Origin of the sequence: Bacteroides sp. 214 (genome assembly GCF_010501015.1) — a bacterium.
In the GTDB taxonomy this organism is placed as follows: domain Bacteria; phylum Bacteroidota; class Bacteroidia; order Bacteroidales; family Bacteroidaceae; genus Bacteroides.
Genome location: NZ_QVML01000001.1, coordinates 79,991 through 101,404, shown reverse-complemented (window position 1 = coordinate 101,404; position 21,414 = coordinate 79,991). Strand labels below are relative to the sequence as shown.

General features: G+C 40.8%; 17 protein-coding genes. 9 read left to right on the top strand and 8 right to left on the bottom strand.

The window, feature by feature from the left end:
* Position 1 precedes the first annotated feature (1 nt).
* The gene (locus tag D0T50_RS00420; protein WP_163220854.1) at positions 2-2,212 is read left to right on the top strand and encodes a DUF3857 domain-containing protein; all 2,211 of its coding nucleotides are present in this window, start codon (positions 2-4) and stop codon (positions 2,210-2,212) included.
* A gap of 455 nt (positions 2,213-2,667) precedes the next feature.
* Here D0T50_RS00420 and D0T50_RS00415 read toward each other — a convergent pair whose 3' ends face one another.
* Entirely contained in the window at positions 2,668-3,663 is a 996-nt protein-coding gene (locus D0T50_RS00415; protein WP_203558151.1) for a BF3164 family lipoprotein, read from the bottom strand.
* Between the two features lie 371 nt (positions 3,664-4,034).
* On the opposite strand from D0T50_RS00415, the gene D0T50_RS00410 reads away from it, so the two are divergent.
* Together D0T50_RS00410 and D0T50_RS00405 are read left to right on the top strand one after the other, a co-directional pair.
* Complete coding sequence (locus D0T50_RS00410; RefSeq protein WP_163220850.1) at positions 4,035-4,238, top strand: hypothetical protein; 204 nt, start codon at positions 4,035-4,037, stop codon at positions 4,236-4,238.
* Between the two features lie 17 nt (positions 4,239-4,255).
* Positions 4,256-4,630, top strand: a complete 375-nt coding sequence (locus D0T50_RS00405) for a hypothetical protein (RefSeq protein WP_163220848.1) — start codon at positions 4,256-4,258, stop codon at positions 4,628-4,630.
* Between the two features lie 1,033 nt (positions 4,631-5,663).
* On the opposite strand, the gene D0T50_RS00400 is transcribed toward D0T50_RS00405, so the two are convergent.
* The 5 genes from D0T50_RS00400 to gnd form a co-directional block, all read right to left on the bottom strand.
* A complete protein-coding gene (locus D0T50_RS00400; protein WP_163220846.1) occupies positions 5,664-6,359 on the bottom strand; it encodes a peroxiredoxin in 696 nt (231 codons plus the stop codon).
* 20 nt (positions 6,360-6,379) lie between these two features.
* Positions 6,380-7,537, bottom strand: coding sequence for a peroxiredoxin (locus tag D0T50_RS00395; protein ID WP_163220844.1), 1,158 nt, complete (start codon positions 7,535-7,537; stop codon positions 6,380-6,382).
* A gap of 72 nt (positions 7,538-7,609) precedes the next feature.
* Positions 7,610-8,308, bottom strand: coding sequence for a 6-phosphogluconolactonase (gene pgl / locus D0T50_RS00390; protein WP_163220842.1), 699 nt, complete (start codon positions 8,306-8,308; stop codon positions 7,610-7,612).
* Positions 8,305-9,813 carry a glucose-6-phosphate dehydrogenase gene (zwf, locus tag D0T50_RS00385; protein ID WP_163220840.1) on the bottom strand — a complete coding sequence of 503 codons (1,509 nt, stop codon included), beginning with the start codon at positions 9,811-9,813 and terminating at the stop codon, positions 8,305-8,307. Before zwf ends, pgl begins: the two co-directional genes overlap by 4 nt.
* Positions 9,814-9,818: 5 nt before the next feature.
* Positions 9,819-11,294, bottom strand: coding sequence for a decarboxylating NADP(+)-dependent phosphogluconate dehydrogenase (gnd, locus tag D0T50_RS00380; protein ID WP_163220838.1), 1,476 nt, complete (start codon positions 11,292-11,294; stop codon positions 9,819-9,821).
* A gap of 124 nt (positions 11,295-11,418) precedes the next feature.
* Here gnd and D0T50_RS00375 point away from each other — a divergent pair, with 124 nt between their 5' ends.
* From D0T50_RS00375 to D0T50_RS00350, 6 genes are all read left to right on the top strand, one after another.
* Positions 11,419-12,582: a dicarboxylate/amino acid:cation symporter gene (locus tag D0T50_RS00375; RefSeq protein ID WP_163220836.1), complete on the top strand. Its 1,164-nt coding sequence runs from the start codon at positions 11,419-11,421 to the stop codon at positions 12,580-12,582.
* 27 nt (positions 12,583-12,609) lie between these two features.
* Positions 12,610-13,680, top strand: a complete 1,071-nt coding sequence (gmd, locus tag D0T50_RS00370; RefSeq protein WP_163220834.1) for a GDP-mannose 4,6-dehydratase — start codon at positions 12,610-12,612, stop codon at positions 13,678-13,680.
* A complete protein-coding gene (locus D0T50_RS00365; protein ID WP_163221293.1) occupies positions 13,677-14,747 on the top strand; it encodes a GDP-L-fucose synthase in 1,071 nt (356 codons plus the stop codon). The genes gmd and D0T50_RS00365 overlap by 4 nt, the downstream gene beginning before the upstream one ends.
* A gap of 298 nt (positions 14,748-15,045) precedes the next feature.
* Complete coding sequence (locus D0T50_RS00360) at positions 15,046-16,530, top strand: DUF3943 domain-containing protein (RefSeq protein ID WP_163220832.1); 1,485 nt, start codon at positions 15,046-15,048, stop codon at positions 16,528-16,530.
* Positions 16,531-16,604: 74 nt separating this feature from the next.
* On the top strand, positions 16,605-17,615 hold the full coding sequence (locus tag D0T50_RS00355; protein ID WP_163220830.1) for an AI-2E family transporter: 1,011 nt from the start codon (positions 16,605-16,607) through the stop codon (positions 17,613-17,615).
* Positions 17,616-17,659: 44 nt separating this feature from the next.
* Complete coding sequence (locus D0T50_RS00350; RefSeq protein ID WP_163220828.1) at positions 17,660-18,847, top strand: glycosyltransferase; 1,188 nt, start codon at positions 17,660-17,662, stop codon at positions 18,845-18,847.
* On the opposite strand, the gene D0T50_RS00345 is transcribed toward D0T50_RS00350, so the two are convergent.
* Both D0T50_RS00345 and D0T50_RS00340 read right to left on the bottom strand, forming a co-directional pair.
* Positions 18,831-20,048 carry an FtsX-like permease family protein gene (locus tag D0T50_RS00345; RefSeq protein ID WP_163221292.1) on the bottom strand — a complete coding sequence of 406 codons (1,218 nt, stop codon included), beginning with the start codon at positions 20,046-20,048 and terminating at the stop codon, positions 18,831-18,833. The two genes, D0T50_RS00350 and D0T50_RS00345, sit on opposite strands and share 17 nt — an antisense overlap.
* 39 nt (positions 20,049-20,087) lie before the next feature.
* Entirely contained in the window at positions 20,088-21,287 is a 1,200-nt protein-coding gene (locus D0T50_RS00340) for a pyridoxal phosphate-dependent aminotransferase (protein WP_163220826.1), read from the bottom strand.
* Positions 21,288-21,414: the final 127 nt, after the last annotated feature.

Genomic DNA, 21,414 nt, shown 5'->3' with positions numbered 1-21,414 from the left:
CATGAAAAGAGAGGTAATTGGACTATCGGTAATAGTATTAATATCCTTATTAAGCTGCAACCTGTATGCAAATGACTATAAAGAACATGCAAAAACAGTAAGAGATGCTGTATGGAACTGGGATATCGATGCATTCAAAAGCTACACGGTTCCCGAAGAATATACAAATGAATCGGCTGTTATCTTAGCCCACCACCAACAAATAGAGGCTACAAGCAAAAATAGATTCAGGATGAATATATTACTGGCTGGAGATGTCAACCGGGAGTTATACTATACGAATATTGACCGTATAATGATAAAGCTAAATGATAAGAAAGCATTAAACGAATATTCTGAATTGTCTTTCAAAGAAGAAGCCAAATCAATGGGTTATTTTCGTTCAAATAAGTTTAAAACAGTAGTAGGAGCCCGCATCATTAAACCCGACGGGACTATTCTGGAGGTCAACGTCGATGAAGATGCCGTAGCCATTACGGAAGGTAAGAAAGACAAAGAAGCATTCAAAAAGATAGCCATAAAAGGTTTGGAAACAGGAGATATCCTCGATTACTTCTATTCGGAAGAGATGGAGCTGGAAACATTAAACATTCCTCCTCAAACATTTACGTTCTTCTCCAGCTACCCTGTGTTATCGTATTCTATTGATTGCGTATTGGGAAAGAAACTAACGGTCGAATACAGGTCAATCAATGGAGCTCCTGATTTTGAGCAATCGATAGACGAAGACGGGAATACTATTCTCAGGGCCTCACAAAATAACCTGAAAAAGGTTGATGATATCACCGAGACGCGTTGGCTACTCGCATACAGAAGTTTACCTATAATACGCTTGATGATTCTCAACAACTCATCTAAATTGGTTTATAAATCAAGAAACGCCAGAAAAAGTGGTGTTTATAAAGATGTGGATTACGAAGAGATACTGAAAGACAAAAAAAGCGGCTTCGCCGGCTGGGCCAACAATATGTTATGGATGCGCGACATCTATAAGAAAGTAAACAGCGCGATAGAAAACTATAAACTGAAAAACACGAATCCTTCGACCGACGAGCTTGCCCTTTATATCTATGATGCTCTTCGCTTTTATTGGCCCAATAACTCTAACTATCCGTATCAAAAGTTCTTTTTGGCTTTAGAAGAAACGTTGAAAGAAAACGGCATTGAGTGTAGAATATGCTTTGTAACCAACAGGTACGGAGCAAGAAAAAACGAGGTGGTAAGAGCCGATGACTTAGTTATATTTGCAGCAGCCAACCATGGCAATCAACTTTTTTTCTTCCCCAATGGATATAAATATGCTGGAGAGATTCCTCCTGTCTACGAAGGAGAAATTGCCTCAGCTATATCAGTAACTAAATATGCGCCAAGTTCTCCTGAGGGAATAAAAGGAGTTACCAGTGAAATAGAAATACCGGTTTCTTCCTCTAACGATAATAAACGCACGGTGAAATCTGAGATTGTTTTTGCCGAACAAGACCCATTGGAGTTGAAAATCAGCCGGACAGTCGTTAGTTCGGGCGAAATGAAAGACGACTACCTGGAACCACTTGCCCTTTTTGAAGATTGGGACAAAGCAATGAGAAAGAGGTTGCTAATTGAAACCGATTTCTGGCAAGACACTGAAAATGATAAGAGTTCCCGAAAGTATATAGACCAATATAAGACTTATTTCGAAGATCAAAGAAAAGAGCAGGAGGAGCTTGTAGAGGCAGAGTTTAAGAGTTATCATTCTACCAATTCGGGAAAACTGATATCATATTCGGTAAAAAGTATCGGCACAACTATAGAAGAGCCCAACTTCGAGCTTGAAATGGAATATACTATCGACGGCTTAGTAAAAAAAGCCGGAAACAACCTGATACTTGATGCAGGCAAATTGATTGGTTCCCAATGGATACCTACGGAAAAAGAACGGGTAAGAGAGTGGGATGCTTACCTGACAGCCATACTTATAGAACATGAAATATCCATTGAAATCCCCGCACATTATACAGTCGAAAGCGTTGAGAACCTGAATAAAGAGATTGATAATGAGTACGGCACATTTACTTCATCGGTCACCATCGAAGAAAACAAACTAAAAATTACAACCACCAAAGCATACAAGAAGAACTTTATTCCAAAGGATGATTGGAGTATTCTTTTGAATATGATAGATGCAACAAATGACTTTTACTCGCAGTCTATTATGTTAACGTATACGGAATAAGCTCATTTTGTCTTATACGGGATTAGGTTTACACGTTTTTTTCTGCATAACATTTAATTATTTATGCAAAAATCAGTACATCGTTCCTACAGTGAGCCTTTTAAGTTAGAAGTTTTACGTGACCACTACTCCAGTGGTATGTCTTTACGTTTTACCGTCCACAAATGGGGTTTGAGTTGTAGCAAGCTCTTACTTTCCTGGATGGATCGCTACCCCGTTGATTCTGAATCTCTATTTTAGAATAGAAAGAGATATTTTGACAACGTTTCTAGTAACAAGCAGAAAAAACTGACAACCAATTTCAGTATAAGTCACTTAATTTTTCTCAAAGCAAATCAGCATAATGAGAATAAATACTCACCAAGTTGAGAATAGTTTCTCGCCAAGTCGAGTATTTGTTCTCAACATGGTGAGAAATTTATAACAATACGTGAAAAATATCGGTGAAGATGTATTTATTGTACACTAAGCTTGCCAATAGCAAACTCTGTGTCTAAACAGATAAAGAACAGTTCATCGCTCTTACCGTCTGAGGATATACGGATTATAGGTAACCCAGTATCTATAATCTTTATGAGACTCAGGTTGTAGTCATACACAAAAAGAGTTGTTGGTACCCGGCTAAAATCTCTACCATTATACTTACGAGGGGTTGATGCGGCAGTTCTTTCTTTATCTCTTTCGATTGAGATGATGTAGTTTTTTGTCAGAGCAATTGCTGTAGGAGCATACTTGGGCGTTTCATTTATTACCAGTTTGCCCTCCTCTTTAATATCCCAACTTACCTCAGATAATGTTTTCTCCCATTTTAGATTAAATTGGTTATTCTTATTTTCATATAAAGCCACATAAGACATTGCCCCAATAGAATAGAGCAAATAATTATTGTTAGGATTATATTGCACTATCCCCTGAAACACATTTATGCCATTTGTTATCTTTTCGTTCGTAACAGGGAACTTACCAAAACCAGATTTATGCGACTCGGACAACAGGTTGAAAGGTACTGAAGCTTCGGGAGTAATACTTACATAAGTGTTTGGAGCCAAATATATAAAATTGTTCTCCGGCTTTATTTCGTAATCTCTAAACGATGGCGATATGTCTTCGCTAAAATTATCAGAACCAATGATTATTAGAAATTGTTTAGCATAATTCAAGTCGGAAAGGATGAAAGAATTAGTTAAGCACTTGGTAATTCGAGGAGTTATAAACTCATCTGGTCCCTCGCCTATTTTACCAAATGACTTAACTTCCTTTCCGGTCTTTCGCTCAACAATATGAACAAATCCCTCTAAAGAAGTATGATCTAACCATACTAAATAATCTTCCAGAACTACAATCTCACCCGGCAATGAAGTAAATAACCCTTCGGAAAGAATAACCGGATTTTGATTTATTCTTTCAACTGCCCTTTCTTCCTTACATGAATAAAGGAGAAGAAAGGGCATGATATAGTAGATGTATTTTTTCATTTAGTACAAAAATAGCAATTACCTACAAAACGACCTAATTTACATATTAAGATCTCAACTTTGACAAGTACTATTTCTTTATCATCTTTTCCTACTGAATTTTGATAACGGAACAAGTAAAGATTCGTATTGTATCTACAGCACCTAAGAGCCTGTTCCGTAACAATTTCAGAAATAGAAAAATAACCTTTAATCTAAATGCCAATTTTAATACGTACTCTTTACTCAATTAACAAATTCTATTCGCATATATTCAATTTCCAACCAGTAAGAATGGGAGATAATCAAAAGTATTACAGTATTTGGCCTATTTCTTACACTATCTGTTCACGCTATTGTGAGCAATAATGAGAATCATTTCCTTTGCAAAGAAAATAAAACAAGAAGCGCCTGAGGCTATAAAGAGTGGTATCGCAAAACACAGTGCTGATAAGTTAGCAAGTATTATCTCTGAGAAACAGGGCGCAATATTGAATGTGTCAAATTCAGAGAGAACTGAATTTGAGCTATATGGAGGAGTTGTTGAATTCTCTGCTAATGGAAAAACATAATTATAAGAAAATAGACCATGAAATTATATATATTAACAATATGTTTTATTTTGTTGAATACATGTGCTTTTTCGCAGAGTATCTCAAACGACACAACAATGATTGTGCAAGGCTTTATAGAGGAACTGCATATAAAGCAGTTGATAAGCAATAACTTTACGAATGAGTTAAATAGTGATGAGATACAACTTATAGATAAGAGCAACGTAAGCTCTTCTGTTTTGTTTATTCTCGAAATTACAGAACTTCAAATAAAAAAGAAAAAAGCAATATTATCTGCCAGACATTTTTCTATTAACAATAAACCGACCGTAATTGTAACAGCTAAATTCAGGAAAAAGAATAAAAGATGGATTTATCATTCTACAAGTCTTGAAACAATTAAATGGTAGCCAATTATACGGTTTTTAATCGGGATAAGATAGGAAAGAATAAAAATACATTTAAGCCAAAAGCTAGGTTGAATTATTTAACTAAATAGTTAAGAATGAAAACAAAATTATTATTAATTACAATTTTACTCACTGCGATAAATTTGTGGGGACAACAGACAGACCTTCGTTTTGAATATAAAAAAACAGAGGGAGGGGTACAATTATACTGCCTAAAGGGGAAGTTAATCATGTTTTAAGTAAAGGTCAAGCAATTCTTAGCCACCCTAGTGGCTATATACTACCTTGGCACGACGATGCAAGAGTTAAACCATTTCAGGAATTAATTGACAGTGGAGTTTTCTCGGGTCAGTCCGAAAACCTGGTTGCAAACAACTCAACTTTCCTGTTCCATAAAGCGTAGGAAAGGCTGAAAACAGGAGGCTCATAATGTAGTACTTTAGCGACGTAATGTAGTACTCTGTCGAGGTAATGTAGAACTTTAGCGGAAATAATGGGGCAGTTAAGCATATCTATGCAACTCCTGACGGAGTAGTACAAAATGACTGATGTATATTTTCTATTGTTATGAATGCCCGATGGGCATCTTACCTTACCTGCCACCAGGTGTACAACCAAGTTTTCAGACTGACCCGTTTTCTCTAAAGAAAGAATGATAGAATTGGAAAGAGAAGACAAAACCTACATCGAAGTTACCCATGATGAAACAGGAGTAATTAGCTATGTTAGTTTCTATGTTAGAGCTGGAAAAAAATCTCTCCTAACAGATCACGAGTTATATGAGATTTGTAAAAAGTACAAAGGAGTAATTTATGATCTTAGTCACTCTGAGGTCTCAGAATCTCAAACAGGTTCTAAGACCGTGTTCTTTTGCCAAGACTTCTTTCAGATTCCATTTGAAGATTTAAGATACTAATTCTTATTTAGTGTATTTTGATGTTCTTTTTTGAATATCAAAATACACTTCTATAAATAAAACAACTGGTTATGAACAATTTCTAAGTGTTGAATTATTCTCGAAAAAAGCCAAGCACTATTTCTTTATCATCTTTTTCAATGCCTTATCCAGCTTATCTCCTCTTACCCCCCTGGCTCTGATTATTCCCTCTTCATCAATTAGAAAGTTATTCGGAATGCTAGACACACCATATATAAATCCTGCTGTATTAGCAATACTTTTTAATTCGGTTACATGAGTCCAATTTAGACGCTTCTCCTCTATAGCTTTTAGCCAATTTTCTTTATCAACATCAAGTGATACAGCGAAGACCTCAAATCCATGTTTGTGATAATTATCATAAGTTTTTTTAAGGTGAGGCATTTCCTTTAGACAAGGTCCACACCAAGAAGCCCAAAATTCGAGCAGTATTATTTTTCCTTCAAACTCAGAGAGTTTTCTTGGCTGTCCATTTGAATCCAGCATTTCAAAGTCTACAAATTTGTCGCCTACCTTTAAGTCTTTGTTCAATAGTAGATACTGTTCAACGATCTTACCGTTATCTGAATTTCTGACTTCAGGAGCCAATTTATTAAATAACTCGGTGGTTTTTTCTTTTCCAAATGTAGTACACATAACCGCAAGTGTTTCAGCACTCGAAAGACTGTCGAGGTTAGCCTCAATAGACGCAATGTGTTTTCTAACTCTACTCTCTTTAGACTCTCGCTTGTTATTATTACACCCAAAAAAGATCGAGATAACAACCAATAAGGTAATTGCTTTTGATTTCATATTTATGGTATTCTGATTTATTATAAATTCTCTTTCAATATCTTTTTCAACTTACTATACACCTCGGAGTAGCCACGCTCCAATGTTACCCCTTCCGGAGAGATCAGCATCATGATAGGAACGCCAGAGAAGTAATAACTATCGGTGATAAATTCATTGCCGGGTGTATCGGTAAAGACAGTACGCCAAGGTTGGTTAAAAAGAGGTGTTATACTCTCTTCCTTTTCTAAATCCGGATGGGTTTCAAAGAAATTGTAGGGTGTAAAACCGATTACCTCGAAGCCTTTTTCGTGATACTCTTCGTAAAGTTTCAACAGTCGGGGATGCACCCAAATAGTACCCGGACACAAACCCCAATGGTAAATGAGGGTGTACTTGCCACGATAGTCGGATAATTTCAGTGGAGTAGCGTTACGGTCGGTTACTTCAAAATCAGAAGGAGTATTACCCGGTTCGATGTTCTTCAAGACGGTAAGCATACTGTTCAGTTGCTGTCCGATATAAGACATTTGCACTTCGGGTGTAAATTTGGCGAAGCGCTCTTCGAGTTGCGAACCCGTAACACCATGAAGAGATTGCAGATAAAGAAAAGCGGCATATTCATTGTTGTGTTCCTCATTGCGGATGGAATCTCTTAAGTTGCGAATTGCTTTCGGTCGATGGCGATTGCTGTACATTTCGCTATATTTAGCAATGCTGTCACTATCTTTAGCTGCTTTTGCCTCAGTTATTTTATTCCATATTCCGATAGTTTTCAAGTCTTGCTCGAACTCCATAGCATCCAAACGTGCAACGGGCGGATAATCATAAAAGCCACCTTTCTTTTGCATTGCCACAAAGGTTTCGACAGATCCATTGAATACAACTTCATCTCCGGGTAAAGCCAGAAAAGTAACTCCACGTATCGGAAAATCCATGCGAGGAGCATCTTTGGGTGCATGATTCAAGATAAAGAAAGTAGTATGCGAGATTGGTTTCTCCACTCGAAGCTCATTGGCTTGCGTCACAAAGAATGTATCTACCGATAATTCGTTCCATAAAGGAAGTTCGAACTCTGCAAGGAATAAAGTATCGCCGGGGAGTAATCCGTCTACAGTTCCGGTAAGTATTAGAGAGGATTGGTTTTGACAGGCACTCAGGCTGATGAGAGCAAGCAAGAGAGGAAAAAGTTTCTTCATATTTGAGTTTGTTTGAGTATTTCAATCACAAACTTAAATATAAAATATCAATATATATATACTTTACAATATTTATTGATGAAGAAAGTCCATAAACAGTTCCACGTTCTGTGCATTTCGCGCAATATACGCTGCCGGTGATTTTCCTTCAGGATTACAAATATCCTTTACAGCACTAACCTTTTTCTCGCCGGTGACCAAGAAAACAGTACGCTTCGCATTGATAATTGGTTGCCCCGTCAGTGCTACCCGCTTTTGTCCATCGTAAGGGTTACGACTTACTACGTATGTATGAGGGGAAACCAGCAAAGCCTCCTGCCCCGGAAAGATTGAAGAGGTATGTCCATCCTCGCCCACCCCCAGCAATACAAGGTCGAAGGTTGGAAGATTGTTCGTCTTAGGAAGAAGTTTCCCCACTAACTTACTGTAACGTTTAGCTTCTCCCAGAGGGTCGGCTTCACCATGAATGCGATAAATCTGTTCGTTTATTACAGGTACCTGGCTCAATAGCAATGAGTTCATCACGCCAAAATTGCTATCAGAATGGTTAGGGCGAACACAGCGTTCGTCTACCCAAAAGAACCTGATACGTTCCCATGGGGTGACATCCCTGTATTCGTTCGCCCAGATATCGTACATAACCGAAGGCGTAGTGCCGCCACTAAAGGCGATACTGAATATTTTCTTCGGTTCGGCATTCAATATAGCAATGATATAGCGAATCAATGCACAGGCCGTTTCGGGAGCAGAGGAGAATACGTTTAACTTCATAGTTCGCAATATTGATCAGAATCGGTTAAATTTTTGCAAGGGTTAGTCCACGTAGCACCATGCTCATTCATCATGGCTTCACTTTCTTTTGGTCCCCATGTACCGGCAGGATAACCATAAAGCGGTGCGTCAGGATGTTGTTTCCAGTAGCTAATAAGCGGGTCGAAGAATCTCCACGAAGCTTCTATGGCATCGTTGCGTGTAAAAAGCGTAGGATCCGAAGCTATGCAGTCTTCAATAAGCCGTGCATAAGCGTCGCCCGGTGGTAGTCCACCCAGTTTATCGTACGTAAAATCCATAGCTGTTTGCTTTATTTCAAAGCCCGAACCGGGTACCTTCATTGCCACGCGCAGTTGCACACCTTCGTTGGGTTGAATACGTAGAATAAGCGTGTTATTTTGCGCGCTTCCTTCGCCTACCTGATGAAACATGTGGTGTGGTGTCTCCTTAAAGTGCACCACAATCTCGGTAACCTTGGTAGGAAGTTGCTTGCCGGTACGAATATAAAAAGGTACGCCCGCCCAACGCCAATTACCGATATTCAACCTCATGGCAATATATGTATCTGTACGCGAATCGGGTTTTACATTCTGTTCCTCGCGATACCCTTTCTTGGCATCAGAAGCAGTGTATTGTCCGCGAATGACATGTTCTTTGAAATCGGTTTCGGTAAGCGGCACCAACGAATTGTACACCTTGATTACTTCATTGCGAAACTCAGTTGCATTGAAGTTTACCGGTGGCTCCATGGCGGTTAGCGCTAACAATTGTATCAGGTGGTTCTGCACCATATCGCGCAATGCCCCCGACTCATCGTAGTAACCCCCACGTTGTTCTATACCGATATTTTCGGTAGCGGTAATCTCCACATAATCGATGTAGTTCCTATTCCACAACGGTTCGAAGATGCCGTTTGCAAAGCGAAATGCCAGAATGTTTTGTGCCGTCTCCTTTCCTAAGAAGTGGTCAATACGATACACTTGCTTTTCGTCAAATACCGAGGCGTAGATATTATTCAGTTTCAATGCCGACTCCAAATCATAGCCAAAAGGTTTCTCTACGATAATTCGACTCCCCCTACTGTTCAGCTTATATGCTTTAAGGTGCACCGGCACAACACCATAGAGAGAGGGCGGTGTAGAGAGGTAGTACAATATATTGTTCGGTTGGGCAGAGCCACTTAGCTCTTGCAACCGATTGGCTAGTAACAGGTAATCATCCGCTTCGGAAGGATCCATTGCTACATAATAAAGATGCTTACAGAACTCTCCCACCTCTTCGGCTTGATATTCTTTCGGATCAAGGAACTTGTTCAGTTGATTGTGAATATAGGAACGAAACTGAACGTCGCCATAGGCTGTTCGTGCCACACCAAGTATGGTAAAGTTCTCCGTCAGCCTATGCCGTTTATATAGAGAATATAACGCAGGCATTAGCTTACGCTTGGTCAAATCGCCCGACGCACCAAATATGACCATAATGAAAGGTTGTTCTTTTGTTTTCATAAGCTTTATACGTTATACACACTTGACTCTGCACTTCCACCCAAACCTGTCCAGTCTTCATGGAAGAACTTACCACGTTCTCTATCCTTTCGTTCAAAACGATGTGCTCCGAAATAATCGCGCTGTGCCTGTATCAGATTAGCCGATAAATCTGCCGATCGCAAAGAATAGAAGTAATTCAATGCTGAGGAGAATGCCGGAACAGGAAGTTTTTCTTTTACGGCAATAGCAACCAACTGCTCCCAGCCCGGAACTGCAGATGTAATTTCTTTGTAAAAATGAGCGGAGAGCAACAAATGCTCAGGTTTGTGTCCGGCTTCGTAAGCCGTTGCAATATCATCGAGGAAAGCACTACGAATAATACATCCCGCACGCCACATACGGGCAATGGAAGCCAGGTCCAAATCCCAACCAAATGTTTTGGAAGCTTTAGCCAAGACAGCAAAGCCTTGTGCGTAAGATATTATTTTGGAAGCATACAGTGCGTCGTGCACATTTCCAAGTAGGTTTTTACGATTGTAGACAGAGCGGTCTGACTTTCTTTGATAGAGTTTCGCCATCTTTCCGCGCAACTCTTTGTTACCTGACAAGTTGCGTTCGAAAACGGCAGTCGCAATCAAGCCTAAGGGCATCCCCAATTCCATTGCATTATACACCGCCCATTTGCCGGTACCTTTTTGTCCGGCTACATCCAGAATGTTGTCTATCAAATAGCCACCCTTACGATCTTTGTGTTGAAGAATATCGCTTGTGATTCGTATCAGGTAACTACGTAACTTTCCTTCATTCCAATGAGCAAAAACATCAGAAAGTTCATCATTGCTGATGTTGAGCAAGTTTTTCAAAGTCCAGTATGCCTCAGCTATGATTTGCATATCGCCATACTCAATGCCATTGTGAATCATTTTCACGAAATGCCCTGATCCTGCCGGACCAATCCAGTCGCAACACGGCGTACCATCTTCGGCTTTAGCGGCAATGCTTTGCAGGATAGGTTTAACTTCTCCCCATGCGGCTTTCGAACCACCTGGCATGATGGAAGCACCATGCAATGCTCCCTCTTCGCCACCCGAAACACCGGCTCCTATATATAAGAAACCTTTAGATTCGGTCAATGCCACACGACGATTGGTGTCTTCATAGTTGGAATTACCACCGTCAATTAATATATCACCCGGTTCCAATAATGGAAATAGCTGATCCAACAGTTCATCGACGGGACTACCCGCCCTAACCATCATTAATATCTTACGGGGTGTAGCTATGGAGTGTACGAAATCAATTATCTCTGTATGTCCCTGAATAGGCTTTCCTTGCCCTCTTCCATTGATAAAGCGTTCTACAACACCTTCTTCTATGCCGGGCACTGTACGGTTGTAAACAGAAACATTCCACCCATTATTGGCTAAGTTCAGCGAAAGATTTTCGCCCATTACCGCCAATCCAATCACACCAATCTGTGTTTTTGCATTATTCTTCACGTCAGGTTCTCCTATTCTTTAGAGTTGTTAGTTACTAATTGTTTATAGAATAACAATAGGAGTTTGTGTTTGTTCAAAATATAAATTACTACTTTTGCAGTTGAAAATCTATAACAACTCCACTATGAGGCAGCTACATTTGGGTTTATTACCCCGCATTATCATAGCAATTATACTTGGCATCGTGTTAGGAAACTTCTTCCCCTCCACACTTATCCGGTTGTTCACCACATTCAATGCGCTCTTTAGTGAGTTCTTAGGTTTTTCTATTCCGCTTATTATTCTTGGATTGGTAACAGTTGCTATTGCCGACATAGGGCATCAGGCAGGCAAAATGCTTCTGATAACTGTGGCAATTGCCTACGGAGCCACGCTCTTTTCGGGGTTTCTCTCCTACTTTACTGGCGCCGCACTATTCCCTTCCATGATTACACCCGACCCCTCTTTACAACTTGTAGACGAACAACCCGCTGTACTCCCCTATTTTAGCATCAGCATACCACCGTTAATGAATGTGATGACAGCACTGGTACTCTCTTTTATGCTGGGCTTAGGGTTAGCAGGTTTAAAGAATGACACACTGAAGAATGCAGCTACGGATTTTCAGGAAATAATAACCTTAGTTATAAAAAAAGCCATCATCCCCATATTACCTTTATATATATTCGGTATCTTTTTGGAGATGACGTACTCGGGAAAGGTTTATTCCATCCTCATGGTCTTTCTGCAAATTATCGCGGTGATATTTGCGCTGCACATCTTTCTGCTTATTTTTCAGTACAGTATAGCAGGAGTGGTGGTAAAACGAAATCCGTTTAAATTATTGGCTACGATGTTGCCTGCATACTTTACGGCACTCGGCACACAATCATCGGCAGCTACCATACCGGTTACACTGGAACAAGCTATTAAAGCCGGAGTTTCACCTCGCATCGCAGGGTTTGTTGTTCCGTTGTGCGCTACGATACACTTGTCTGGTAGCACACTAAAGATAGTAGCCTGCGCCTTGGCACTAATGATTATGCAAGGCATGCCGTATGATTTCCCGATGTTCGCGGGATTTATTTTCTTACTAGGTATTACGATGGTTGCCGCTCCGGGTGTTCCCGGCGGAGCTATCATGGCAGCACTTGGTGTACTGCAATCGGTACTTGGTTTTGATGAATCGGCACAAGCGCTGATGATTGCATTATATATTGCAATGGATAGTTTCGGAACGGCCTGTAATGTTACGGGCGACGGCTCCATTGCACTTGTTGTAGATAAACTAACTAATAGTAAACAATAATAAAAAATCTAACTAAAGAAATAAAGAATGAAAACAGCTCTTATCTCAGGAATCACAGGTCAGGACGGATCGTTCCTTGCCGAATTATTATTGCAAAAAGGATACAATGTGCACGGCATTCTTCGCCGCTCTTCCTCGTTTAATACCGGAAGAATAGAACACATGTACTTTGACGAGTGGGTACGCGACATGAAACAGAAACGTACCATCAATTTGCATTACGGAGACCTTACAGACAGTAGCTCGCTTATCCGCATTATTCAGGAAGTACAACCCGATGAGATATACAACCTTGCCGCCCAAAGTCATGTGAAGGTAAGTTTTGATGTTCCCGAATATACTGCCGACGTAGATGCGGTAGGAACTTTGCGTATGCTCGAAGCCGTGCGTATTTTGGGGATGGAAAAAAAAGTGAGAATATACCAAGCGTCTACCTCTGAGCTTTACGGCAAGGTACAAGAAGTTCCACAAAGTGAAACAACCCCATTCTACCCACGTTCCCCGTATGGTGTAGCCAAACAATATGGTTTCTGGATTACCAAAAACTACCGCGAAAGCTACGGTATGTTTGCAGTAAATGGCATCCTCTTCAACCACGAAAGCGAGCGACGTGGCGAAACATTCGTTACCCGCAAGATAACTCTTGCCGTGGCACGCATTAGTTTGGGAGATCAGGATAAACTGTATCTTGGTAACTTGGATGCCTTGCGCGACTGGGGGTATGCCAAAGACTACGTACAGTGCATGTGGCTTATGTTACAACACGAAACTCCCGAAGACTTTGTCATTGCCACCGGAGAATACCATACCGTGCGTGAGTTCTGTACCAAAGCTTTTGCCGAAGCAGGAATCAATATACGCTGGGAAGGTGAGGGCATCAACGAAAAAGGAATTGACACTGCCACCAGAAAGGTACTGGTAGAAGTAGATCCCAAATACTTCCGTCCAGCCGAAGTAGAACAACTACTAGGCGACCCCACCAAAGCAAAAACCTTGCTGGGATGGAACCCTATGCAAACAAGCTTCGACGAATTAGTTCAAATCATGGTTCAGCACGACATCAAGAAGGTAAAAAAGCTAATCGCAGGAAGAAAATGAATAAAGATGCGAAGATATTCGTAGCGGGGCACAGAGGGCTGGTAGGCTCCGCTATCTGGAAAAATCTGAAAGCCAAAGGCTATCTCAATCTGATTGGGAAGACACACAAAGAGTTGGATTTGCTGGACGGTGCAGCAGTCAAGGCTTTCTTCGATGCCGAACAACCCGAATACGTGTTTCTTGCTGCCGCCCATGTAGGTGGTATCATGGCAAATAACACCTACCGCGCAGACTTCATCTACAATAATCTGCAAATACAGCAGAATGTAATTGGCGAAAGTTTCAGGCACAATGTAAAGAAGTTGCTCTTCTTGGGTAGTACTTGCATCTATCCGCGCGACGCACACCAACCAATAGCCGAATCAGAGCTACTGACCGCCCCGTTGGAGTACACCAACGAACCGTATGCTATTGCTAAGATAGCCGGATTAAAGATGTGCGAGAGCTTCAACCTGCAATATGGCACAAACTACATTGCTGTGATGCCAACAAACCTCTACGGGCCTAACGATAATTTTCATTTGGAGCGCAGTCATGTGTTGCCTGCTATGATTCGCAAGGTCTATTTAGCGCATTGCCTGAAGAATAATGACTGGGAAGCCGTGAGGAACGACCTCAACAAACGTCCGGTAGAAGGAGTAGACGGAACAGCAGAAGAGAAGTGCATTGCAAACATCTTACTTAAGTATGGTATTTCGGGTAGCACCGTAGAGCTTTGGGGGACAGGCAAACCGCTTCGGGAGTTTCTTTGGAGTGAAGAAATGGCAGACGCTTGTACCTTTATTATGGAGCATGTAAACTTTGACGACCTTAAAGGAACAGATAAAGAAGTGCGCAACTGCCACATCAACATCGGCACCGGTAAAGAGATTACCATTAAAGAGCTCTCTTCACTTATTGCCAAAACTGTGGGGTATGCGGGCGAAATTAAATTCAACAGCGATAAGCCCGACGGTACCATGCGTAAACTCACCGACCCAAGCAAACTACACGGGTTGGGATGGCACCACAAAGTAGAGGTAGAAGAAGGAGTTGCGCGGTTGTTTGAATGGTACTTGCAAGAGTAAAAAAATCGACTGATTTTTGATTCACTTCTGACTGATTTTTGATCAATTTCTCAGTGTTTTTCTCATCAAAAAACACTGAGTTTTTTTTGTGAAATCCCTGTGAAAGATAAAAGAGGGGGTCTTCACAAGTAACTTGTTCACCTTCATCAGGTTACAGCGTTCTGTGAATGTGAAGACCTATTTCGTCAAACTATACTTGGAGGATGTATAAAGAGTGAACCAGTAGGTTCTAAAACTTTTTTTTATTTTCTTTGTTCTTTGTACAACACACAACAAAGCAAGATACCCAGTACAGCTTATGAAGAAAGAACTACGTCTCATATTTTTTTTATTCGTTATTTGCGCTACGTTTTCGCAAGCGCAAATAGCATTTCATCATTCTGTGCTTCCACCTCTTGCTCCCGATTCTATTGATTTGGCTTATTACAAAAAGAAGCACCCACTCCGTGCAACAGCTCTTAATTTGGGGCTAAACCTTGGAGTATGGGCATTCGACAGGTACTGCCTTGAGGCAGATTACGCCTACATCAATATGAAAACCATCAAACATAACTTCAAAAAAGGTTTTGTATTCGACAATGACCAGATGGGAACAAATATGTTTCTACATCCCTATCATGGTAGCTTGTATTACAATGCGGCACGTTCAAACGGGTATAACTTCTGGCAATCGGGGCTCTATTCGTTGGGGGGAAGTTTTGTATGGGAAATGTTTATGGAAAATGAGCGTCCGTCTACCAATGATATAATTGCCACACCTATTGGCGGCATGGCTTTGGGCGAGATGTTTTACCGCGTAAGTGATGCAATACTGAATGACACCAAAACAGGAAAGGCGCGCTTCGGCAGAGAATTGGCATCCTTTATTATTTCACCCACACGCGGACTAACACGCATCCTTACCGGAGATGCATGGAAGAAAAGACAAACTACAGGTAAGCAGTTTGGTGTGCCCGATGTTACTGTTATGCTTTCGCTCGGTGTGCGTGCTTTGGAATTGAAAGACGAAATATTCGACAAAGGAACCGGTATTGCCACCGAGATAGATATTGAGTATGGCGATCGTTTTGATGCGGAAAAGAAACAACCTTATGATTATTTCTCGGTGCGGGCAAGTCTGAACATACACTCTTCACAACCTATACTAGGACAGCTCAACGTTACGGGTCGGTTGCTTGGTGTGGAACTTGTCGAAACCGAGAAGCGTAGCCTCAACCTTGGTATGTTTCAGCACTTCGATTACTATGACTCGGATACCATTTCCAGTGTTTCGGCACAAATACCTTATAAGTTCTGTACACCTGCTTCGGTAGGAATCGGGGCAATCTATAAGCTACAGTTAAGCAAAAATTGGGAACTTGATGCCTTCAATCACATCAATGGAGTGATTATTGGTGCTTCATTGAGTGACCATTATCGCGTAGAAGAACGAAACTATAACCTGGCAAGCGGCTTCGCTACCAAGAATGGAGTGAACGTTATCTATAAAAAAGACATCCTGGCACTTACCGCCAACTACGAAATGTATCGTATGTACACATGGAAAGGTTATCCTAAAGATATAGACTGGGAGCATGTAGATGCCAAGAATCTGAATGCGCAAGGAGACGTATCGAAAGCTATTCTACACGCAACCAACATTTCTTTGCACATTAAACTAAAGAATAAGTTATACCTCACCACTTCTTTTTCCAACTACATTCGCGATACAAACTATAAATACTTTGAGGATGTTTATTCCAGAACTTCCGAAGGTAAACTGATGCTGAGTTGGGTGTTCTAATTGATTGAATAAACTTTTTCTTACTTCGATTGTTGATTATACAAGCATAATTAACAGCCAAACAGCATATACCCATGAACTTCGTCGAACAGTATCGTAAATACTTCTTAATTGTTATTATCCTCATTGTAGGCATAGCTATATTTATCAAGGCTACACCGTTCATTAGTGGTATACTTGGTGCCATGACATTCTACGTACTGCTACGTGGACAAATGAAAAAACTAACCGAAGAGAAGAAACTTAAAAAAGCATTGGCTGCTTGTCTGCTTATTGTGGAGGTGGTTTTGTTTTTCTTGTTACCGGCAGTTTTTATCTTAACCATACTAATCAACAAATTAAGTACCTTTCATTTCGACGTCAATATATTAATACAACCCATAGAAAGCTTCGCTACCACCATTAAAGCAAAAACAGGTTACAATATATTGAAGCCCGACAACCTATCCGAGCTTGTTAAAGTAATGCCCGAAATAGGACAATACCTGCTCAATAGTGTGAGTAGTTTCTTCCTTAATGTAATGGTGATGCTGTTCATTCTTTATTTTATGCTTGTTGGGCGCGAACCGATGGAGAAATACATATACGAGCTACTCCCCTTCTCTGACGAAAACAAGAAAACAGTGCTGAGCGAAACAAACATTATCGTGAAGTCCAATGCCATAGGTATACCATTGCTAGCTGTGATACAAGGATGTATCGCGTTATTGGGGTACTACATTTTCGATGTTCCCAATGCGTTTCTCTTTGGACTGATAACCTGTGTGGCAACTATTATCCCTTTGGTAGGAACAGCGATCATCTGGATACCACTGGCTGTATACCTGCTTATTCAGCAAGAATGGGGCAACGCCATTGGGTTGGCAGCCTATGGTATGCTTGTCATTACCCAGGTTGATAATTTAATACGTTTCGTTATGCAGAAACAAATGGCGAATATCCATCCCCTTATCACAATTTTCGGTGTTTTTATCGGGCTGCCGTTATTTGGTTTTATGGGGGTTATCTTTGGTCCGTTACTGCTTTCCATGTTTCTACTTTGCGTAAATATTTTTAAGAAAGAATATCTTAATACAAGTTCTTGAATGATATAATTCGTATCTTTGGCATCCAAACAGTACAATACACTATGGATATTTTAGTTTCCCTACCGATCGAAATATATTTATTAGTCGTTACCGGTCTTTTCTTTATCATACAGATAGTTTTTTACTTTACACTTTATAACCGCATAATGCGGAGAGGAAAAGCTATAAAAAGCAACAAAATTGCCTTCACTGAAGAGTACCCACCTCTATCCGTTATTATTTGCGCAAAGAACGAATTATCTAATTTGCAAGCTTTTCTTCCTTCCATCCTGGAACAGGATTATCCGCTTTATGAAGTGATTGTAATCAGCAATGGGGCAAAAGATGAAAGCTACGAATACCTTTTCCATATGGAAGAACAATATCCACATCTTTACCATAGCTTTACACCGGATAGTTCCCGATACATTAGCCATAAAAAGCTTGCTCTAACACTTGGCGTAAAGGCTAGTAAATACGATTGGTTGGTATTTACAGAGCCCAACTGCCACCCTGCAAGCAAAGATTGGTTGCGTACTATGGCACGTAACTTCACGCCCGAAACAGAGATTGTACTTGGATACAGTGGTTATGATTATGGCAAAGGTTGGCTAAAAAAACGTACTGCTTTCGATAACCTCTTTACCTCCATGCGTTACCTTGGACTTGCTTTAGCTAAGAAGCCTTATATGGGTATAGGTCGCAACATGGCATATCGTAAAGAGTTGTTCTTCAAAGAAAAAGGATACTCGGCACACCTCAACTTACAACGAGGAGACGACGACCTGTTTATCAATCAAATAGCAAATAGCAATAATACCCGTGTAGAGACATCACCCGAGTCAGTGATACGCATCAAGCCATTAGAGTATTACCGCGAATGGCGCGAAGAAAAACTTAGCTACGCCGCCACATCTGAGTATTACAAAGGAAACCAACGATACGTACTGGGATTTGAAACGACTTCGCGCTTATTGCTTCACTTATTTGCAATAGCTACACTAACCATAAGTATCATTGCACAGAACTGGATTGCAGTAGGAATCGTTTCGGCTATCTGGTTACTTCGCTTTGTAGTGCAAGCGCTCGTTATAAACAAAACGGCAAAAGTGCTGGGAGATAAAAACCGATATTACTTTTATTTGCTGTACGCTGATTTTTATCAACCAATACAAGCCTTACTTCTTCGGATGTATCGCACATTCCGTAAGAACGAATTCTTAAGAAAGAACTCTACTCATATCGCATAGAAGCAGCCGGATTGATACGGGTTATCAGGTAAGAGGGAGCAAGCAACATCAATACAGAGACAAGCAATGTTCCGATATTCAACAAAAGGAATACCCATACATTCAGATAAACAGGGACGGTATCCATGTAATAGTTAGCAGGATCGAGTTTAAACAAACCAAACTGAGATTGCACCACATAGAACAACAACCCGATAGCATTGCCTATCAACATCCCCTTCCCTATTAAGAATACAGCAAACCACAAGAAAATTTTGCGAATGGTATAGTTGTTAGCTCCCAAAGCTTTCAGCGTGCCAATCATATTTGTACGCTCTATTATAATAATGAGTAAGCCTGAAATCATCGTAAAGCCAGCAACCCCTATCATCAGTATGAGTATAATCCAAATATTGAAATCGAGTACAGCCAGCCAACCGAAGATATTAGGATTCAGTTGTTCAATATTTCGCACGAAATAAAGTTCGCCGAACTCATCGCTCCTACCGCTAAGCTCGTCGCCCAGTGCATAAGTGATGTCCTCTAATTGATTATAGTTGGCAACGCGTAGTTCCAGACCACTTACCTGATCTCCTTTCCAACCATTAAGACGGTTTACAGTATATATATCCGACAGCAGAAAAAGGTTATCATATTCCGAAAAGTTTGTTTCGTAAATGCCACAAACAGTTAATCGGCGAGCACGAACATTGTTGTCCTGAAAATAGTAGGTATAGATGCGATCATCGAGTTTCAGTTTCAGTTTGGTAGCAAACGAACGCGATATTAGCACCTGATTAGAGGCAACCGTATCACTAAAGGCTGGTAATACCCCTTCCTGCAGATGTTTGGTAAAAAAAGAAGGATCGAACTCTGCTCCCAACCCCTTCAGTACCATACCTTGGAAGGCGTCGTCTGTTTTGATAATGCCGGGTTTGGTAGAGTAACGCTGTACATGTGTTATTTCCGGTTTGGCAAGCAATGTAGTCATAAAGTCTTCGTCTACCGCAACAGGAAGCGTTTCGTAGGAGCGCACCGCATCAAGGTTAGCTATTTGAATATCCGACCCAAAGCCTACAATCTTATCTTTTACTTCTTTCTTGAATCCAATAACTACCGCTACCGCAATAATCATCACAGCCAGTCCTATAGCAATACCTGCTGTTGCAATCAGCGTTGCCGGACGAGAGACTTCCTTCTCTCCGTCGTTAGCACGGTACATGCGTTTGGCTATGAATAATTCGAGCACGGCAATAACGGCTTAGCAAGTTCTTCCCGGATAAGCCTCCAAAGCTTTTTCCAGTACAAAAAGCGCACGGGCAAGATCTTCTTTTTTCAGAACGTAGGCTATACGCACTTCGTTGTGACCTAATCCCGGTGTAGTATAAAAGCCCGAAGCCGGTGCCATAAATACGGTTTGACCTTCGTATTCAAAGTCGGACAAGCACCAAGCACAGAAAGCATCCGCATTGTCTACCGGCAATTTAGCAACCGTATAAAACGCTCCCATAGGAATTGGTGAGTAAACACCCGGGATACGATTCAATCCGTCGATTAAACATTTGCGACGTTCTACATATTCATCATACATTTCGAGCATGTAGTCTTGAGAAGCATCGAGCGAAGCTTCAGCAGCAATTTGTCCTATGAGGGGCGGACTTAATCGTGCCTGACAGAACTTCATCACAGCATTACGCACTTCTTTATTCTTAGTAATCAACATCCCGATACGGATACCGCACTCCGAGTAACGTTTAGATACAGAATCTATCAGCACAACATTCTCCTCGATTCCCTCCAGATGACAAGCAGATATATAAGGAGAGCCTGTATATATAAATTCCCTATACACTTCGTCCGAAAAGAGGAAGAGATCGTACTTCTTCACCAAGTCGCGTATCTGATTCATTTCGCGACGCGAATAAAGATAACCTGTTGGGTTGTTTGGATTGCAAATAAGTATGCCTTTGGTACGTTCGTTTATAAGTTCTTCAAACTTTTCTACCTTGGGCAACGAAAAACCCTCTTCTATAGTAGTAGTAATGGTTCGTATCTTTGCTCCTGCCGAAATTGCAAATGCCATGTAATTGGCATAAGCTGGTTCGGGAACTATTATCTCATCACCCGGGTTAAGACAAGAGAGGAATGCGAACAGCACCGCTTCCGAGCCACCGGTAGTAATAATAATATCATCGGCATGGAGGTTGATGTTGTATTTAGCATAATATCCGGTTAGCTTTTCGCGATAGCTTTTGTAACCGGCACTGGGACTATATTCCAACACACTACGATCTATACTGCGTATAGCATCAATAGCAACTTGCGGTGTGGGCAAATCGGGCTGACCGATATTCAGATGAAAAACATGTGTACCTCTTTGTTTGGCAGCATCCGCCAAAGGAGCCAGTTTGCGAATAGGAGATGCAGGCATTTCATTCCCGCGAATCGATATAGTAGGCATAAAGTTGATTTAATACATATTGATGGGTCGCAAAGTTAGTATATTGGACACAACTTAACAAACTTTTCATCCGAAGAAGCAAGCAATTAAAAAGAAAAAGAATACTTTTGTTTAATACAACATATAA

Coding starts and splice junctions, on each gene's coding strand:
- D0T50_RS00395 (WP_163220844.1), bottom strand. CDS start 7,537: ATGAAGAAACTTTTTCCTCTCTTGCTTGCTCTCATCAGCCTGAGTGCC.
- D0T50_RS00400 (WP_163220846.1), bottom strand. CDS start 6,359: ATGAAATCAAAAGCAATTACCTTATTGGTTGTTATCTCGATCTTTTTT.
- D0T50_RS00375 (WP_163220836.1), top strand. CDS start 11,419: ATGAGGCAGCTACATTTGGGTTTATTACCCCGCATTATCATAGCAATT.
- gmd (WP_163220834.1), top strand. CDS start 12,610: ATGAAAACAGCTCTTATCTCAGGAATCACAGGTCAGGACGGATCGTTC.
- D0T50_RS00415 (WP_203558151.1), bottom strand. CDS start 3,663: ATGCCCTTTCTTCTCCTTTATTCATGTAAGGAAGAAAGGGCAGTTGAA.
- D0T50_RS00405 (WP_163220848.1), top strand. CDS start 4,256: ATGAAATTATATATATTAACAATATGTTTTATTTTGTTGAATACATGT.
- D0T50_RS00340 (WP_163220826.1), bottom strand. CDS start 21,287: ATGCCTACTATATCGATTCGCGGGAATGAAATGCCTGCATCTCCTATT.
- D0T50_RS00365 (WP_163221293.1), top strand. CDS start 13,677: ATGAATAAAGATGCGAAGATATTCGTAGCGGGGCACAGAGGGCTGGTA.
- D0T50_RS00410 (WP_163220850.1), top strand. CDS start 4,035: ATGAGAATCATTTCCTTTGCAAAGAAAATAAAACAAGAAGCGCCTGAG.
- D0T50_RS00350 (WP_163220828.1), top strand. CDS start 17,660: ATGGATATTTTAGTTTCCCTACCGATCGAAATATATTTATTAGTCGTT.
- D0T50_RS00360 (WP_163220832.1), top strand. CDS start 15,046: ATGAAGAAAGAACTACGTCTCATATTTTTTTTATTCGTTATTTGCGCT.
- D0T50_RS00345 (WP_163221292.1), bottom strand. CDS start 20,048: ATGTACCGTGCTAACGACGGAGAGAAGGAAGTCTCTCGTCCGGCAACG.
- D0T50_RS00355 (WP_163220830.1), top strand. CDS start 16,605: ATGAACTTCGTCGAACAGTATCGTAAATACTTCTTAATTGTTATTATC.
- pgl (WP_163220842.1), bottom strand. CDS start 8,308: ATGAAGTTAAACGTATTCTCCTCTGCTCCCGAAACGGCCTGTGCATTG.
- D0T50_RS00420 (WP_163220854.1), top strand. CDS start 2: ATGAAAAGAGAGGTAATTGGACTATCGGTAATAGTATTAATATCCTTA.
- zwf (WP_163220840.1), bottom strand. CDS start 9,813: ATGAAAACAAAAGAACAACCTTTCATTATGGTCATATTTGGTGCGTCG.